The sequence below is a fragment of the Acinetobacter sp. WU_MDCI_Abxd143 genome, from assembly GCF_025514195.1.
In the GTDB taxonomy this organism is placed as follows: domain Bacteria; phylum Pseudomonadota; class Gammaproteobacteria; order Pseudomonadales; family Moraxellaceae; genus Acinetobacter; species Acinetobacter pittii_H.
Map to the genome: position 1 here is coordinate 308907 of NZ_JAHPTH010000003.1, position 18267 is coordinate 327173.

13 protein-coding genes are annotated in these 18267 nt (G+C 38.8%); 9 read left to right on the forward strand and 4 right to left on the reverse strand.

The window, feature by feature from the left end; all coding sequences use genetic code 11:
* The first annotated feature begins 13 nt into the window (after positions 1 to 13).
* From purT to dapC, 3 genes are read left to right on the forward strand one after another with little or no spacing between them, the layout of a single operon-like run.
* Positions 14 to 1231, forward strand: coding sequence for a formate-dependent phosphoribosylglycinamide formyltransferase (gene purT, locus KTI79_RS09535; protein ID WP_079284153.1), 1218 nt, complete (start codon positions 14 to 16; stop codon positions 1229 to 1231).
* A gap of 27 nt (positions 1232 to 1258) precedes the next feature.
* Positions 1259 to 3922, forward strand: a complete 2664-nt coding sequence (glnD, locus tag KTI79_RS09540) for a [protein-PII] uridylyltransferase (RefSeq protein ID WP_000608324.1) — start codon at positions 1259 to 1261, stop codon at positions 3920 to 3922.
* A 25-nt stretch (positions 3923 to 3947) separates the two neighbouring features.
* The gene (dapC, locus tag KTI79_RS09545) at positions 3948 to 5117 is read left to right on the forward strand and encodes a succinyldiaminopimelate transaminase (RefSeq protein ID WP_032053716.1); all 1170 of its coding nucleotides are present in this window, start codon (positions 3948 to 3950) and stop codon (positions 5115 to 5117) included.
* 57 nt (positions 5118 to 5174) lie between these two features.
* Here dapC and KTI79_RS09550 read toward each other — a convergent pair whose 3' ends face one another.
* From KTI79_RS09550 to msrB, 4 genes are all read right to left on the reverse strand, one after another.
* Complete coding sequence (locus KTI79_RS09550; protein ID WP_086375767.1) at positions 5175 to 5807, reverse strand: LysE family translocator; 633 nt, start codon at positions 5805 to 5807, stop codon at positions 5175 to 5177.
* A 64-nt stretch (positions 5808 to 5871) separates the two neighbouring features.
* Entirely contained in the window at positions 5872 to 6708 is an 837-nt protein-coding gene (locus KTI79_RS09555) for an AraC family transcriptional regulator (protein ID WP_032053713.1), read from the reverse strand.
* An 8-nt stretch (positions 6709 to 6716) separates the two neighbouring features.
* Entirely contained in the window at positions 6717 to 7202 is a 486-nt protein-coding gene (locus KTI79_RS09560) for a glutathione peroxidase (RefSeq protein ID WP_016141283.1), read from the reverse strand.
* The gene (msrB, locus tag KTI79_RS09565) at positions 7199 to 7618 is read right to left on the reverse strand and encodes a peptide-methionine (R)-S-oxide reductase MsrB (protein ID WP_016141284.1); all 420 of its coding nucleotides are present in this window, start codon (positions 7616 to 7618) and stop codon (positions 7199 to 7201) included. The genes KTI79_RS09560 and msrB overlap by 4 nt, the downstream gene beginning before the upstream one ends.
* Positions 7619 to 7858: 240 nt before the next feature.
* Here msrB and KTI79_RS09570 point away from each other — a divergent pair, with 240 nt between their 5' ends.
* The 6 genes from KTI79_RS09570 (at position 7859) to cysE (ending at position 18230) form a co-directional block, all read left to right on the forward strand.
* Entirely contained in the window at positions 7859 to 9289 is a 1431-nt protein-coding gene (locus KTI79_RS09570; protein WP_032053712.1) for a pyridoxal phosphate-dependent aminotransferase, read from the forward strand.
* Between the two features lie 473 nt (positions 9290 to 9762).
* Entirely contained in the window at positions 9763 to 11070 is a 1308-nt protein-coding gene (locus KTI79_RS09575) for a dicarboxylate/amino acid:cation symporter (protein ID WP_016141286.1), read from the forward strand.
* Positions 11071 to 11741: 671 nt separating this feature from the next.
* Positions 11742 to 12809 carry a type II asparaginase gene (locus KTI79_RS09580; RefSeq protein WP_014206524.1) on the forward strand — a complete coding sequence of 356 codons (1068 nt, stop codon included), beginning with the start codon at positions 11742 to 11744 and terminating at the stop codon, positions 12807 to 12809.
* A gap of 198 nt (positions 12810 to 13007) precedes the next feature.
* The gene (gene dnaE / locus KTI79_RS09585; RefSeq protein WP_032053711.1) at positions 13008 to 16571 is read left to right on the forward strand and encodes a DNA polymerase III subunit alpha; all 3564 of its coding nucleotides are present in this window, start codon (positions 13008 to 13010) and stop codon (positions 16569 to 16571) included.
* 14 nt (positions 16572 to 16585) lie between these two features.
* Positions 16586 to 17425: an RNA methyltransferase gene (locus KTI79_RS09590; protein WP_016145007.1), complete on the forward strand. Its 840-nt coding sequence runs from the start codon at positions 16586 to 16588 to the stop codon at positions 17423 to 17425.
* Positions 17418 to 18230 (forward strand): serine O-acetyltransferase, encoded by an 813-nt coding sequence (gene cysE / locus KTI79_RS09595; RefSeq protein WP_017399897.1) that lies wholly within the window; start codon positions 17418 to 17420, stop codon positions 18228 to 18230. The genes KTI79_RS09590 and cysE overlap by 8 nt, the downstream gene beginning before the upstream one ends.
* The last annotated feature ends 37 nt before the right edge of the window (positions 18231 to 18267 follow it).

An 18267-nucleotide genomic window follows, 5' to 3' on the forward strand; every position in this document is an offset into this window, starting at 1 on the left:
TAATTTTGTCAGGATGATTCGCATGAGCGTGACACTCGGTACCCCACTTCAATCTTCTGCATTTAAAGTTTTATTGTTAGGTTCAGGAGAGCTTGGCAAAGAAGTTGTGATTTCCTTACAACGCCTTGGTGTAGAAGTACATGCAGCCGACCGTTATGATCATGCACCAGCAATGCAAGTTGCACATTTTTCTTATGTATTAAACATGGCAGATCCTAATCAATTAAAACAACTCATCGAGAAAATTAAACCAAATTTAATTGTTCCAGAAATTGAAGCAATTGCGACAGAGGTTTTACTTGAAATTGAAGCGAGCAAAGTAGCAACTGTCATCCCTTCTGCTAAAGCTGTAAACCTCACAATGAACCGTGAAGGCATCCGCCGTCTTGCGGCTGAAGAACTTGGCCTACCTACTTCTGCTTATCGTTTTGCTGATACGCTCGAAAGCTTTCGCGCCGCTTGCGATGACATTGGTTATCCAAACTTTGTAAAACCGGTCATGTCTTCGTCTGGTAAAGGACAGTCTCGTGTAAAAAGTTTCGATGAAGTCGATGCTGCATGGGAATATGCAATGCAAGGTGGCCGTGTTAACCAAGGCACTGTTATTATCGAGTCTCAAATTGATTTTGACTTTGAAATTACACTCCTTACCGTTCGCGCTAAAAACCCTGAAACTGGTGAAATCGAAACTCATTACTGTGACCCAATTGGTCACCGCCAAGATGCCGGTGATTATGTAGAAAGCTGGCAACCTCAACCAATGACTGTGGCGGCACTCGAAGAAGCAAAACGTATTGCGAATAAAGTGACAACTGCACTTGGTGGCTGTGGTATTTTTGGTGTAGAACTGTTTATTAAAGGCGACAAGGTTTGGTTCAGTGAAGTCTCACCTCGCCCACACGATACAGGACTCGTAACTTTAGCATCTCAATTTCAAAGTGAATTTGAACTGCATGCACGTGCAATTTTAGGTTTACCTGTAAATACAGCACGTCACAGTGTTGCAGCAAGTGCAGTAATTTATGCTGGAGTTGATGCCAGCAATTTAAGTTATAGCAATCTCAATGTGGCTTTAACACACCCAGACACCGATTTACGCCTGTTTGGCAAACCAGAAGGTTTCAAACGTCGTCGTATGGGTGTAGCAACCGCTCGTGCTGAAAATACTGATCTTGCTCGTACCTTAGCGAAAGAAACCGCTGATCAAGTAAGCGTTCAAACAAACTCTTAATTTTTACTTATTGGTAGACCCATTTTCATGATCAATATATCGCCATTGTTGAACTATGTCTCAAGTCATCATGATATTAAAGCCATTAATCAATGGCGAACGGATGTAGAAAAGCAGTTGCAAGATTCATATGAAAATGGGCAATCTATTCGTGAAATCATTAAAGCCCGTTCAGATTTAGTAGATGAAGCACTGATCTTTTTATGGAAACATGCTGAACTCGATCAGACAGAACTGGGCCTTTTTGCTGTAGGTGGTTATGGGCGCCGTGAAATGTTGCCCTATTCCGACGTCGATATCATGATCCTATCGGAGCATGAAATTAACGAAGAAAACGAAAAACGTATCTCTACATTTATTTCTTCTTTATGGGACGTTGGCAATTTCAAACCCGGCATTAGTGTTCGCACGATTCAAAGCTGTGTTGAACAGGCCGCTACCGATTTAACCGTTGCAACAACTTTAATTGAGGCGCGGTTAATTACTGGCAATAGTCAGCTTGCGAAATGGCCTCGCCGTATTGTTTCACAGACATGGACTGACAAAACATTCTATGACGCAAAAATGGCCGAACAAGCCAAGCGTTACCATCAACACAACAATACTGAAAGTAATTTAGAACCCGACATTAAAAATGCACCGGGCGGTATTCGTGACATTAACCAAATTGGCTGGATTGCTAAACGTCACTTTCGCGTAAACCGTATTTATGACTTAGTGCATTTAGGTTTCATTTCAGAGTTCGAACTTGCAGTTTTAGAAGAAGCTGAAAGTTTTCTTTGGGAAATTCGACATCATTTACACCGTTTAGCTAAACGTGATGAAAACCGTTTACTCTTTGATCACCAAAGGGAAATTGCCGCGAAATTTGGATATGTGCGTCAAGAAGGTCAACCTGTAAATTATGGTGTTGAGCAATTCATGAAACGCTACTACCGTACGGCGCAACAGGTTTCAACACTCAATGAAATGTTGCTGGCGTATTTTAGCGAGTCAGTGATTACTCCTCGACTCCCCAACTATGAACGCAAAATTGAAGTTGTTAACGATCACTTTAAAATTGTCGATAATAAACTTGCCGTACAACATCACAAAATATTCGCAGAGCATCCAAGCGCGATTTTAGAGTTGTTCTATATTCTAGCCAATCGACCAGATATTGAAGGTATTCGCGCTCGGACTTTACGCTTACTTATTCTTGCTGCGAAACGAATCAACCAAAGTTATCGCGATAATCCAGAGCATCAAGCACTGTTTATGTCGATTATTCGTTCACCATATCGTTTATACGATACCTTGGTTGCGATGAAACGTTATGGGGTTTTAGGAAACTATATTCCTGCTTTTGGCCAAATTATGGGCCTTATGCAATATGACCTATTCCATATCTATACGGTCGATGCTCATACATTATTATTGCTGCGTAATTTAAATCGTTTTAGAGAACCTGAATTTGCCAAAGAATTTCCTGTAGTAAGTTCAGTTTTCCAACGTCTTGCTCGTCAAGATATTGTCTTTATTGCTGCTTTATTCCATGACATTGCAAAAGGTCGCGGTGGTGACCATAGTGAACTTGGTGCAGAAGATGCAATTGAGTTTGGACGTGCACACGGTTTTACAGAACGTGAATGCAAATTAATTGCATGGCTCATTCAAAACCATTTACTCATGTCTTTGACTGCTCAGAAAAAAGATATTTCTGATCCTGATGTCGTGAAAGATTTTGCAGAAAAACTTGGCGACATGGAGCATCTTGATTATCTATATACCTTAACAGTTGCAGATATTAACGCCACAAATCCAAAACTTTGGAACACATGGCGCGCATCGCTTATGCGTCAGCTTTATACGCATGCCCGTGATGTAATCCGTACAGGTTTAGGTCGTCCTGTTGACTACCAAATGTTAATTGAAGACACCAAATTTGCAGCAAGTGAATTACTGGTAAATAACTTCGCATTGGCAGATGTCGAAAAAGTATGGCAAGAACTTGGTGATGAATACTTCATCAAAGAGTCAGCAGACGAAATTGCATGGCACACACAAGCAATTTTAAAACACGGCGATAATCCGGAGCCATTAGTGCTCTTGCGTGCTCACCGTAAAGCAGCTCAAGATGCAGTACAAATCTTTATTTATACACGCGATCAACCTAACCTGTTTGCCACGACTGTTGCCGTTTTAGACCGAATGAACTTAGACGTTCAGGACGCAAAAATTATCACGGCAAGTACAGCATTTAGCTTAGACACCTATGTTGTACTTGACCGTTTCGGTACGTTGCTTACCGACCCAGAGCGTGAAGAAACCGTTAAAAATGCATTAGTGAAGGCGCTTAGTCAACCAGACCAATATCCGGGACTCATGCAACGCCGTATTCCGCGTCAATTACGTCACTTCGATATCGAAAATACAGTCGACGTAACATTGAATGAAGCCTTACAGCAAAATATGGTCGAAATTTCAACACTCGATCATCCTGGCTTACTTGCACGCGTGGGTGGTTTATTTATGATGCAAGGTTTAGACATCCATTCAGCCCGAATTGCAACTTTAGGTGAACGTGCCGAAGATATTTTCTTTGTCACCAAAAAAGATGGAAAACCGCTGAATAACGAAGAGGTTAAACTCTTCTCGGAAAAACTGAAAGCTGCATTAGATGAAGCATCTAATCAAATTTGTCAGCACTGAAACTCAACTACTTGGTAACTGTTTAATGAACTCTAGCTTGTCGTTATTACATCCGTATCCATTTGAAAAGTTAAACCAACTTTTTAAGGATATTACCCCAGCTAACCTTCCCTTGATTCCTCTATCAATTGGCGAACCGAAGCACCCAGCACCAGAGTTTGTTAAACAAGCTATTATTGATAACTTTAACCATCTATCAACTTATCCAAACAGCAAAGGCTTACCTGAGCTTCGCCAAAGTATTGCAGATTGGTTAACTAAGCGCTTTAAACTCAACAGCATTAGTGCTGAAAACCACATTTTACCTGTGTCTGGTACACGTGAAGGTATTTTCTCTTTTGTACAGGCATTAATTAATCGTGAAGATGCACCTTATGTGGTAATGCCAAACCCGTTTTATCAAATTTATGAAGGTGCTGCTTTACTTGCAGGTGCAAAGCCATACTTTATTAATTGCACAGAAGAAAATGGCTATTTAGGTGACTTTGATGCTGTGCCAGCAGAAGTTTGGGAAAAGACAGCCCTTCTTTTTGTATGTACACCGGGTAACCCAACAGGTACTGTGCTTTCTAAAGAACAATTTAAAAAGCTAATTGCCTTATCTGATCAATATAATTTCGTTATTGCTTCTGATGAATGCTATTCAGAGCTTTGGTTTGAACAAGCACCTACTGGACTATTAGAAGTTTGTGCTGAGCTTGGCCGTGATGACTACAAAAACTGTATCGTTTTTCATTCACTTTCAAAACGTTCAAACTTACCGGGTCTGCGCTCAGGTTTTGTAGCGGGTGATGCCGATCTGTTAAAACCATATTTGCAATATCGCACCTATCACGGCGCAGCAATGCCTGTTCAACATCAACTTGCATCAATTGCAGCGTGGAACGATGAAGTTCATGTTGAAGAAAACCGTAAGCAATATCGTGCAAAGTTTGATTTATTCCAGTCTGAGCTAGGTCATTTGCTTCCATTACAAAAACCTGATGCTGGTTTTTATTACTGGTTAAAAGTAGATAATGATGAAACTTTTGCCAAGATGCTGATGGAAAAAGCCCACATTAAAGTTTTACCGGGCCGTTATTTATCTCGTGATACCGAACAAGGTAACCCAGGCGCCAACCATGTACGTATGGCGTTAGTAGCAGATTTAGCACAATGTGAAGAAGTGGTTAAACGCTTAAAAGCGATTCTGTAAGCCTCTTCTTAGCAGTTGTACAGCCTTTTACTCAGGTTGTACAACTGGGCTATAACACTATTTATATGTAATCAAAAGCACAGCAAAAAGAATAAAAGCGATAGCAGAACAATAGTATAAACCTGTCGCAGAGCGCTTAATTTTGTCTAAAACTCGCCCCTGAGCAAGTAGTTTAACCAATAAGATATTCCAGATTAAAACCACTCCGACCATCCATCCACTCATCAGTAATTTTTGAAATAAGCTAAAATCATTTTGAATAAGCAGCATCAAACTACTGTAGAACATAATATTTTTAGGATTTAGAAGACTGGACTGCAAACCCAAAGCTAAACTTTTAATCTTATTTTTATAACTGGACTCTTGCTTAACCAAGATATTTTCTTCAACCGCCATATTTACGGTAGCACCTTGGGCTGCTTTAAAACAAAGAAAACTTAAATAAGCTAAATATCCAGCCCCCAGCCATTTAAGTACTAAAAGAATGGTTGTACTTAAATTACCAAGCACCATAAATCCAAATAGACACACCATTAAGATCAAGGCATTACCCAACGTAATTCCTGCAATGATGCCATATGTATACCGTGAACCTTTTTGCAAAAGACTAGTGAGTATAAGAAAAAAATCTGGACCTGGAGATAACAATGCTAAAAAGTGGGTAAAAGCAATAACCAAAAAAACATCCATAACGATTTCATCTTTAAAACTGTATGGAATAGCTTAAAAATAGCGAAAAATAATTTCTTGTAAATTATTGCGCGGCTGCAAGTTGAAACTGTCGAGGAGTAATTCCCGTATGTGCTTTAAAAGCTTTATGAAAATGGCTTTGATCACTAAAGCCTAAATTGACAGCTAGCTCTGCGAGTGAAATCCCTTGCTTTAATTGAGCTCTGGCTTGATTAATTTTTAAATTAATTTGAAATGCATGTGGAGTTAAACCAACATTTGCCTTGAATAAACGAATGATTGCATATCGACTAAGACCAACCTGCTCTGCAAGCGCTTCTAAAGAAATAAATTGTTCTGACGATTTAATAATATGAATTAAGTCCAAAAAATCTTTATATAAATATTCAGTTTTTTGTATTTCTTCTAATACGAAATGAGAGAGTAACAACTGAGTAAGGCAATAAATCAGTGATTGTTCTTTTTCAATAATTAATTTTTGAGGGTTGAATAAAGTTTCATTCATATCAGAAAAAGCCTGATATAAAGACTCATCTTTTATAATAAGAGGTCTATGCTGAGGTAAATTTAAATCAAAGCCCTCTTTTTGAAACTCTGTAAACCATTGCTTAAGCCATGAGATATCCAAATGTAGCATCTGGTAACTCCAAGCTTGATCTGGCAAAGGATTACATGAATGCTCAATATGTGCCGGTACAATAACCAAATTACCAGCACTAATCTTTTGTGGCGTACCAAATGAGCTTTGAAAAACGCTATTCCCCTCGTCGATAGCTCCTATAGAAAAGGTAGGATGGCTATGTGACTTATAACATGTTCGGCTAAAACAAGACCTTCGAGTTTCAACATAAGGCATTCGCCCATCTTGCCAAAACTCAAAGGCTGAAGGAATAGCATTCATTTAAACAATTAACTCGCCAATGCTTTTTCAATGTCAGCTTCTAAAGCTTCTGGTTTGGTCGTTGGTGCATAACGATTTAGAACAGCACCATCTTTACCTACCAAAAATTTGGTGAAGTTCCATTTGATGCTACTACTGCCTAAAATACCTTTAGCTTCACGTGTTAAATATCTAAAAATCACGTGGGCTTCCGGACCTTTTACATCAACTTTAGCAAACATGGGAAATTTCACCCCATAGTTACGCTGACAAAAACTGCCGATTTCTTTATTAGTTCCCGGATCTTGCCCGCCAAACTGATTGCAGGGAAAACCTAAAATTTCTAATCCTTGATCTTTATATTTTTCATAAAGCTTTTCAAGACCAGCAAATTGTGGTGTAAAACCACATTTACTTGCAGTATTTACAATTAGTAAAACTTTACCTTTGTAATCAGCCAATTGCTTAACTTCACCCTCTAATAGCTCAGCTTCAAACTGATAAATATTACTCATGGATAGGTTTCCTCATCATTTTTTTCTTGTGTTTTCAGTTGTAATGATGCCGAGTTTACACAATAGCGCAAACCAGTCGGCTGTGGTCCATCTTCAAATACATGCCCTAAATGAGCCTCGCAATCATGACAAACTATTTCCGTTCTGACCATACCATGCGTTAAATCTTCATGTTCATCAATGACAGCACCATTGATAGGACGGAAGAAACTCGGCCAGCCGCAACCACTGTCATATTTTGTATCTGATGAGAACAATTCTGCACCGCAGCAACGGCAAACATAGGTACCATGTTGCTTCGTATTCCAGTATTGCCCCGTAAATGCTGGTTCAGTGCCCTTTTGTCGCGTTATCCGATATTCTTCAGGTGATAACTCTCTTTGCCATTCTCGGTCTGTTTTATTAACTTTTCCCATGACCTGCACCTTTTATTCTGATGTAAACATAAATTGATAAACGTATTTTATATTTACGCCATTCATCAAAAAAACACTAGTCTCTGAACGTAAAAATTGTTGGAATTTAAACATCTAAGCCATAGAAAGCAAAAGGTAAGCAAAATACAAAAACAAAAGTAAGCAAATTTACATTTTATTTTCTTTCAAGGAAGCAAAGATGGTGCTATTCTTGTTTGGCACGGTTGTATAGGACAAAACATGTCTCAGAAAAAAAGTGTGCTTTTCCAGCAACTACTACCAGTTATTAAACAATATCAACAATCGGGTTTTACCCATGAAAAAATTGTTGAACTATTGAAAGATCAACATGATCTGAATTTGGTAACAGTTAAAACATTTAAAAGTTATTTATACCGATATGCAAAAGTGAATCCAGCTATGTCTAAAAATACTGCTACTCTCCAACCCATGCCAACTTCTCGAGAAATTAAAAAATCATCGAAGCTTGAGCATGTTTGCTATGACATTCGCGGACCAGTATTGCGAGCCGCCAATGAAATGGAAGAGCAAGGACATAAAATTATTAAGCTGAATATCGGCAACCCTGCTCCATTTGGTTTTGAAGCACCACAAGAAATTATTAACGACGTTGCTTTAAACCTGCCAAATGCGATTGGTTATGTGGATTCAAAAGGTATCTTTCCGGCACGTAAAGCGATCTGCCAGTACTACCAGCAAAAAGGCATCTTAAATATGCACGTTAATGACGTGTATGTGGGTAACGGTGTATCTGAACTCATCGTAATGGCCATGCAAGGTCTATTAGATGATGGAGATGAAATGCTTATTCCAATGCCGGATTACCCGCTTTGGACAGCAGCCGTTAATCTTTCAGGCGGTACAGCAATTCACTATAAATGTGATGAAGAAAATAGCTGGTATCCAGATATTGCTGATATTGAAAGTAAAATTACTCCGAATACTCGCGGTATTGTCATCATTAACCCGAATAACCCAACTGGTTCGGTTTACCCACGTCATATTCTTGAACAGATTGTAGCAATTGCGAAAAAATACGATCTAATTTTATTTGCCGATGAAATTTACGACAAAATTATTTATGACGGTATTGAACATGTTTCAGTAGCCTCATTAGCGGGCGACCAGCTTTGTGTATCTTTTAACGGCTTATCAAAAGCTTATCGTATTGCAGGTTTCCGCTCAGGTTGGATGGCAATCACTGGAGATAAAAGCCGTGCTGCCGACTATATCGAAGGTTTAGACATGTTGGCGTCAATGCGCCTATGTGCAAACGTTCAAGCTCAATATGCGATCCAAACTGCTTTAGGCGGTTATCAATCTATTAATGACTTGATTCGTCCCGGTGGTCGTTTATACGAGCAACGTAATATCGCCTGGGAAATGCTTAATGAGATTCCTGGGGTGAGCTGTGTAAAACCAGATGGAGCAATGTACTGTTTCCCACGCCTCGATCCAAACATATATCCAATCGAAGATGATGAAAAATTAATGCTTGATTTGCTGCGCGCAGAAAAAGTTTTATTGGTTCAAGGTACGGGCTTTAATTGGCCAACACCCGATCATTTCCGTGTGGTTTTCCTACCTGCCGAAAATGAATTACGTGAAGCAATTACACGACTAGGCCGTTTCTTAGCCAATCGTCGTTAAAAAATGTATAATAAAAAAGGCATCTTAAACTAGGTGCCTTTTTTTATAATTCTGGTTTATTCATTTTTGCAAAAGAAGAATCATAGATCTTCACCACACCGTACCCACCAAAAATAAGATATTGAAGTTAAAATATTTTTATAAAACTATTCACTCTTTTAGTTGTAAAAATTAGTTCATGTTTTTATTCATATATTTTTTACCATACGTTCAAAATCACTTATATTCTGTTAACTTAGCCAATTTTTATTATGCAAAAAATGCATGGTTCAATATATTTTTGCATTTCACACTGCTTCAAAATCGAGCAACAATCCCTCTCCATAACAACATCGCCATATTCGATTCGGTTAAAACAGATACAGATCTAGGAAGATAAAATCGTTAAAACGACCGGACTGAACTAACAAGGAAAGCTTTCAATCATTCAAATCCCATCAAAGGATGATTGAATCAAATGGATAGAGGTTCATATGAAGCAAAAGAAATTGCTCAAGTATATTGTTATTGCTATTTTACTTGGCGTACTAACAGGTTGGATTTGTCACCACTTCTTCAATGAAGGTGAACAACTCAAACAGATCGCTTCTTATTTCAACATTGGTACAGACATCTTTTTACGTCTTATCAAAATGATTATTGCCCCATTGGTATTTGCCACAATTGTTTCGGGCATTGTCTCAATGGGAAAATCAACATCAATCGGCAGTATTACAGTTAAGTCGATGACTTGGTTCATTACCGCTTCGTTTGTATCGCTTGCGATCGGCATGGGCTTAGCAAACTTTTTCCAACCAGGTGCGGCTTTAGATTTAGCACTACCAACAGCTCAGCAATTGAGTGGCGCTTCTCTTCCAACAACGAGTGGTTTTACCCTGCAATCATTCATCAGCCACGTGTTCCCTCGCAGCATTGCAGAAGCAATGGCAAACAATGATATTTTACAAGTTCTTGTTTTCTCTATTTTCTTTGGTTCAGCTCTCGCTTTTGTAAATCAAGGCAAAGAAAAAGATTCAGTGATTATTCGTTTGACTGATGAACTCAGCAAAATCATGTTCCGCATTACCGATTACGTCATGATGTTTGCACCTGTAGCAGTATTTGCAGCAATCGCTTCAGCAATTACCGTACAAGGTTTAGGCTTGATTGTTGATTATGGCATCTTAATCGCAGAATTCTACTTCGGTCTTTTATTACTGTGGATCATCTTATTCTCTGTAGGTGCAATCGTACTTAAAAAAGATATCTTTCGCTTAGGAAAATTAATTCGTGAACCTGTAACGCTCGCTTTTGCTACAGCTTCAAGTGAATCAGCCTACCCTAAAGTAATGGATGCACTCAATAAATTTGGTGTGCCTAAGAAAGTGACGAGCTTCGTATTACCTTTAGGCTATTCATTTAACCTAGATGGTTCAATGATGTACACCACGTTTGCAGTACTCTTTATTGCTCAAGCGTACAACATTGATCTTAGCTTTACTCAACAAATCTTAATTTTGTTAACTCTCATGGTGACAAGTAAAGGTATTGCAGGTGTTTCTCGAGCTTCAATTGTCGTTATTTCAGCAACACTCACCATGTTCCATTTGCCTGAAGCTGGCATCCTTTTATTACTCGGTATCGATCAGTTCCTTGATATGGGCCGTACCGCAACAAACGTAGTAGGTAACAGTATTGCTACCGCAGTTGTTGCCAAGCTTGAAGGCGACAAAGTGACCGACACTGAAGAATTACCAGAACCTGTATTAATTAAATCAACTCAAGAACAAACGATCGCTTAAGTTTCTCTTTTCTCCCACTCTCCCAACTTAAGAGCAATTTTATATGACCTTATAAAATTGCTCTTTTTTTATTCTAAAGTTAAATATTAAAAATACGCACATATTTTTATATTAAATAATGATTTTAAAGTACTATTAAATTTTCTTGAATTAAACCTTAAAAAGAGAATAAAAATTACCCAAACAAAATTTATATTATTGAAAATAAATATCAAATGATTAATTTTTAATTCACTTTATTCGCGCTTAATTATATTAATTTAATAAAATTAATATTTAGTTGATTTCTAAAAATTATAAAAAATAGTAAAATTAAATTATGATAATAAAAATCAATAATATAAAAACACCAAATGGTAAATTTAAGTTCCACTACTCCTATTATTTTTTAATTTTATAAAGATAAAAAAATCATTTGCTTTACTTATATTAAAAAACAAACAAATCAAGATAAATTAGAAAAACTTAATAGATTTTTTATTTTATTCATGTTATTTATTAACGCTAAATAAAAGCAATGACTAAGCTATTGTTGATGAAACAAAATGCTATTCAGGGATGCTTCTTATTCAAACAAGTTATGAATATGTTTTACATGGTATGTATTTTGCTTAGGAAAAGCAGTCATATTCAACAAACTTTTACTTCGTCACTTCATAAGGATATTTTCGATGTTGACTAAAACTGTTAAATCTTTAGGTTTAGCGATGGGCTTATTAGCCTGCTCTCTCCCACTTTATGCAAAAAATAATGTTGTTGTTGTTGCAACTGGCGGTACTATCGCTGGTGCTGGCGCAAGCTCGGCAAACAGTGCAACTTATACTGCTGCAAAGGTGCCTGTTGATACGCTAATCAACGCAGTTCCACAAATCAAAGATTTAGCAAATGTAACTGGTATTCAGGCATTACAAATCGCTTCTGAGAGTATTACTGATAAGGAATTATTAGAAATTGCTCGTCAAGTGAATGAACTTGTTAAAAAGCCATCTGTTAATGGTGTCGTGATTACACACGGTACAGATACTTTAGAAGAGACAGCATTTTTCTTAAATTTGGTTGTTCATACTGATAAACCAATTGTACTTGTTGGTTCAATGCGTCCTTCAACTGCTCTTTCAGCAGATGGTCCACTTAACCTTTATAGTGCAGTTGCTTTGGCAGCTTCTGATGATGCAAAAAATAAAGGCGTTATGGTTCTCATGAATGACTCTATTTTTGCTGCACGTGATGTGACTAAAGGAATTAACATCCATACAAATGCTTTTGTTAGCCAATGGGGTGCTTTAGGTACATTAGTTGAAGGCAAGCCGTATTGGTTCAGACAATCTGTAAAACGTCATACCAATGCTTCAGAATTTAATATTGAAAATATTAAAGGCGACGCACTTCCAACCGTACAGATCGTTTATGGTTCAGACTCTATGCTTCCAGATGCATATGAAGCATATGCAAAAGCTGGTGCTAAAGCGATTATTAATGCTGGTACGGGTAACGGCTCTGTACCAAAATATATCGTACCAACCTTACAAAATCTTCACGACAAAAACGGTATCCAAATTATCCGTTCATCACGTGTTGCACAAGGTTTTGTACTACGTGATGCAGAACAACCTGACTCTAAATATGGTTGGGTAGCAGCACATGATTTAAACCCACAAAAAGCGCGTCTTCTTGCAGCCTTAGCTCTTACTAAGACGAATGATACGAAAGAAATTCAGCGCATGTTCTGGCAGTACTAAGTTTTTCAACCAGCCCAAACACAAAGTTTGGGTTGGTCCTATTTCTTAAAAATAAGCTCTTTTATCTTAAATCTGTACAATAGATATTCAAATCATTCTTCTTAAATAATAAAATCCTTAACAGTTTGCCAAAATATTAAGCATTTCGTTTTAACTTTGCGTGCTAAACTATGCTGCAGTCGTATTAAGGATTGGTTTATGCAGTTTGTTCATCTCGGTATTTATACAGAATTTTCGATTACAGAGTCGATAGTTCGCATACCTGACTTGGTCAACGCTGCGGTTAAAGGCCAAATGCCTGCGCTGGCATTAACCGATCTATCAAACCTCCATGCAGCAGTAAAATTTTATAATTCTTGTTTAAAAAAAGGAATTAAACCGCTTTTAGGTAGCACAATTCGCCTTGATGATGCACAACATCGTGCAACTTTACTTGCAATGAGTAATGTAGGCTGGAAAAGTCTAACCGAAATCGTTTCACGCGGTTTTATTGAAGGTCAACAACTTAGTATTCCATGTGTAAAAAAAGAATGGGTACTTGAACAGCATCAAGATATTATCGTTTTACTTGGCCAGCATAGTGATGTGGGTCAGATGCTTTGCTCATCTAACCCTCAAAAAGCAGCTCCTCTTTTAGAAGCATGGATCGAAAAATTTGGTAACCGTGTTTATCTTGCTTTAACACGTACTGACCGTCCTGGTGAAGAAGATTTTATTCAAGAAGCCGCTAAACTTGCTGCTCAATATAATGTCGGTGTAGTTGCGCATAATGATGTGCACTTTGTAGAAAAAGAAGATTTTGAAGCACACGAAGCCCGTGTTTGTATTGCTGATGGCTATGTATTAGCAGATGACCGTCGTCCACGCTTATATAGTCCTGAGCAACACTTTAAAACCTCCGATGAAATGATCGATTTGTTTTCAGATATCCCAAGTGCTATCGAAAACACCTATAACATTGCAAAACGCTGTAATGTTAGCCTACAACTAGGCACCTACTTTTTACCTGACTATCCAATTCCAGATGGCTTTACCATCGACACTTACTTTGAGCATTTGTCAAAAGTAGGTCTAGAAGAACGTTTAAATTATCTCTACCCTGTCGAAAAACGTGGCGAAGACTGGCCTGAGATTCGTAAACCTTACGATGAACGAATTGATTACGAAGTCGGCATTATCCTCAAAATGGGATTCCCGGGTTACTTCCTTATCGTCATGGACTTCATCCAGTGGGCAAAAAATAATGGCGTTCCTGTCGGACCTGGTCGTGGTTCAGGTGCGGGTTCACTCGTTGCATATAGCTTAAAAATTACCGATCTTGATCCTCTTCGTTACGATCTACTTTTCGAACGTTTCTTAAACCCAGAACGTGTTTCGATGCCCGACTTTGATGTCGACTTCTGTATTGCCGGACGTGACCGTGTCATTGATTATGTTTCCCGTACTTATGGCCGTGAAGCCGTGTCGCAAATTGCAACTTTCGGTACGATGGCGGCAAAAGGTGCAATTCGTGACGTTGCCCGTGTATTAGGTAAATCTTACGGTTTAGCTGACCGTATCTCAAAAATGGTGCCTACTAAACCGCTCGGTGTGGACTTAGCCACTGCTATTGAGATGGAACCTCAGCTTAAAGATATTGTTACCAATCCATCTAATCCAGATAATGATGATGCCAGTGAAATCTGGGAAATGGCATTAAAATTAGAAGGTATTACTCGAAATACCGGTAAACATGCTGGTGGTGTTGTCATTGCACCAGGTAAGATTACCGATTTCTCGGCTGTACTTTGTGATGAAGACGGAACCAGCCGTGTTGCTCAATACGATAAAGACGATGTAGAAGCAGCTGGTCTCGTCAAATTCGACTTTTTAGGTTTACGTAACTTAACCGTTATTGAAGACGCAATTCAAAATATTAATAAAAACCGCGATAGTAATGATCCACTCATTATTTCGCATGTTCCACTTGATGATGCTAAAGCATATTCTGTCTTTGCCGATGCAAATACAACCGCGGTATTCCAGTTTGAATCCGTCGGCATGAAACGAATGCTTAAAGAAGCACGTCCAAGTAAATTTGAAGAGATTATTGCGTTCGTATCATTGTACCGTCCTGGTCCAATGGATCTTATTCCTGACTTTATTCACCGTATGCATGGTGGGGATTTTGAATATCTTCACCCCCTTCTTGAAGGTGTATTAGAACCAACTTACGGGATTATGGTTTACCAAGAACAGGTAATGCAGACAGCACAAATCTGTGCGGGTTATACGCTCGGTGGCGCTGACTTACTACGTCGTGCAATGGGTAAAAAGAAACCTGAGGAGATGGTTAAGCAGCGTCAAATTTTCTTAGCAGGTGCTGCTGAAAAAGGGATTGACGAAAGTACAGCCAACCATATCTTTGACTATATGGAAAAGTTCGCAGGCTATGGTTTCAACAAATCTCACGCCGCTGCTTATGCCCTCGTTGCCTACCATACTGCATGGTTAAAAGCTCATTATCCTGCTGAGTTTATGGCAGCAGTAATGTCATCAGAAATGCAGAACACCGACAGTGTTGTATTTTTGATTGATGACTGCCGAAATAATGGCCTAGAAGTTTTACCACCATCTGTCAATATGTCGACCTATCATTTCCATGCGAGCGATGATAAAACGATTGTTTATGGTTTAGGTGCGATTAAAGGGGTTGGCGAGCAAGCGATGCAGTCAGTGATTGACTCTCGTCGACAGTTTGGCCCTTATACAGATCTATTCGATTTTTGCCATCGTATTGATTTGAAGAAAATCAATAAGCGTACTCTTGAAGCTTTAATTCGTGCAGGTGCACTCGATTGCTTAGGAATTGAACGCGCAAGCTTAATGGCGCAATTGCCTGAAGCTGTTCAAGCTGCCGAACAAGCGCGCAGTAACCGTGAAAGCGGTATTATGGATTTATTTGGTGAGGTTGAAGAAGTTCAGCGTAAGCCAGCTAAACCCGTTAAACCGTGGAGCGATGAAGTTCGTCTAAAAGGCGAAAAAGATACGCTTGGGTTATATTTAACGGGCCATCCAATTGATGTTTACCGACAAGAACTTAAAGCTTTTATTCCTGTAAAACTTAATGAAATTACGGCTACACGTCGTGGCGTTACAACGGTGTATGCAGGTTTAGTGATTGACGTGGCAAACTTCCCAAATCGCGTAGTTATCGTACTAGATGACGGTACAGCTCGTATTGAAGTCAGTTGCAACCACGAACGTTTCCAACGTTTTAAAGATATTATCCAAGTTGAACGTGTTGTCGTCTTTGAAGGCGAAATTTATGAAAGAGAAGGCTTTGAACGTCCAATGGGCCGTTTAACCAAGGCTTTTACTTTAAATGAAATACGACAAAAACGTGCTAACAGTATTCAGATCAAATTAACAGAAGAGTTTATGCAAGCTACTTTGGCAAAAGATCTACAAAATATCATCTTGCCATTTTGCAATGTAGATATGCATCAACATATCACCTTACAACTCCTGATTGATCAACCTTATGCTCAAGCAGAGCTTCAACTTGGTCCGCAATGGAAAGTCGCTCCTCTAGATGAATTACTTGCTAAACTCAGAGATTATTTTGGAAAAGATAATATTTACATTGAATATCAAGTAAAGTCGAAAGCAGCTAAAGCAGCAGAACCTGTCCGTCCGCAAACTGTTGCCTCTCCTCCTTCAGGCATGTCCATGGACGATGCATTGGATTTATACCAAAGCGAAGTTTCTCAATATTCGTAATTTCTGGAAATCTTATGAGTTCGTTTGATCACACCACTGTGTCAAAACAGTTAGCACAAGTGCGTATTGTCATGGTAAATACCACTTTGCCTGCTAATATTGGCAGCGCTTTACGTGCAATGAAAACAATGGGACTAATTAAATTAGTTCTGGTTGCTCCAAAAACATATCCGCATCCAGATATACAAGCGCTCGCTGCTGGTGCTCAAGATTTATTTGAACATCTTGAGATTGTAGATACTTTAGAAGATGCCATTAAAGATTGCCATTTAGTGTTTGGAACAAGTGCACGTAGCCGCACCATTCCTTGGCCTCTACTTGATGTACGACCTGCAGCTAAAGAAGCCATTAAAGCCACCACTCAAGGACAACAAATTGCGATTGTTTTTGGCCGTGAAGATCGTGGTTTAACAAACGAAGAATTAGCACTGGCCAATTATCATTTAACAATTCCTGTAAATCCGGACTATGGCGTATTAAATGTTGCGCAAGCAATTCAAGTCGTATGTTACGAACTTCGCATGTCTGCTCTAGAGCAACAAAACGTGGACCAAGATGCAGAAGAAATGCCATTAGTCCAAGGTCAAAGCATGCAGTGGGATGAGCCTTTGGTTACTCAGCAACAAATGGAAGAGTTTTATCCTCATCTAGAAAAAATGCTGACTGAAATTGAATTTTTAGATCCAGACAATCCACGTTTATTACCTTTACGCTTGCGTCGTTTATTTGGTCGTATACAATTAGATCGTATGGAATATCATTTACTTCGGGGTATTTTTAGTCGTGTACAAGCCCTAACAAGTGGTAAATGGAAAAAAGCATTATCTGACAAGGAGGATCAACCCAATGCTTAAACAGCTTAAAGAAGATATAAAGGCTGTATTTGCGCGAGATCCTGCTGCACGCAATACACTTGAAGTTCTTACCACCTACCCTGGCATCCATGCAATTATGATGCATCGTGTCGCACATGAATTATGGCAAAAAGATTGTAAAGGGGCTGCTCGTCTTCTTTCTTCATTTAGCCGTTTTGCAACAGGCATCGAAATTCATCCTGGCGCCAAAATCGGTAAACGTTTTTTTATTGATCACGGTATGGGTGTTGTGATTGGTGAAACTGCTGAAATTGGTGATGATGTTACACTTTATCATGGTGTTACCCTAGGTGGCACAACATGGAATAAAGGTAAGCGACATCCAACTTTAGAAGATGGCGTTGTTGTTGGTGCGGGTGCAAAAATTTTAGGACCATTTACCATAGGCAAAGGCGCTAAAGTCGGTTCAAATGCTGTGGTGACTAAAGCTGTTCCTGCTGGCGTGACCGCTGTAGGAAACCCTGCTCGCTATATTTATAAAGATACCCCCGACAAGAATAAAGATGAAGAACGTCGCCGTGATTATGCACAAAGTATTGGTTTCGCTCCCTACGCGACAACTGCTGATCAGTCAGACCCAATTTTAGAAGGTATGCGCGTTTTACTTGATCGTATTCAGCATAATGAAACTCGTATGAATAATTTATGCCAACGTTTATCAGAGCTAGATCCAAGTTTCAAAAAAGAAAGTCAGGATGAACAGCCTTTTAGTGATGAAGAATTGAAAATTATTGAAGAAGTTCGTCGTGAATGCGGTGCGCAAGATAAGACATCAAAAACGTAATATTCTTGATTCATAATGTAACACGCTTACCCTTGCA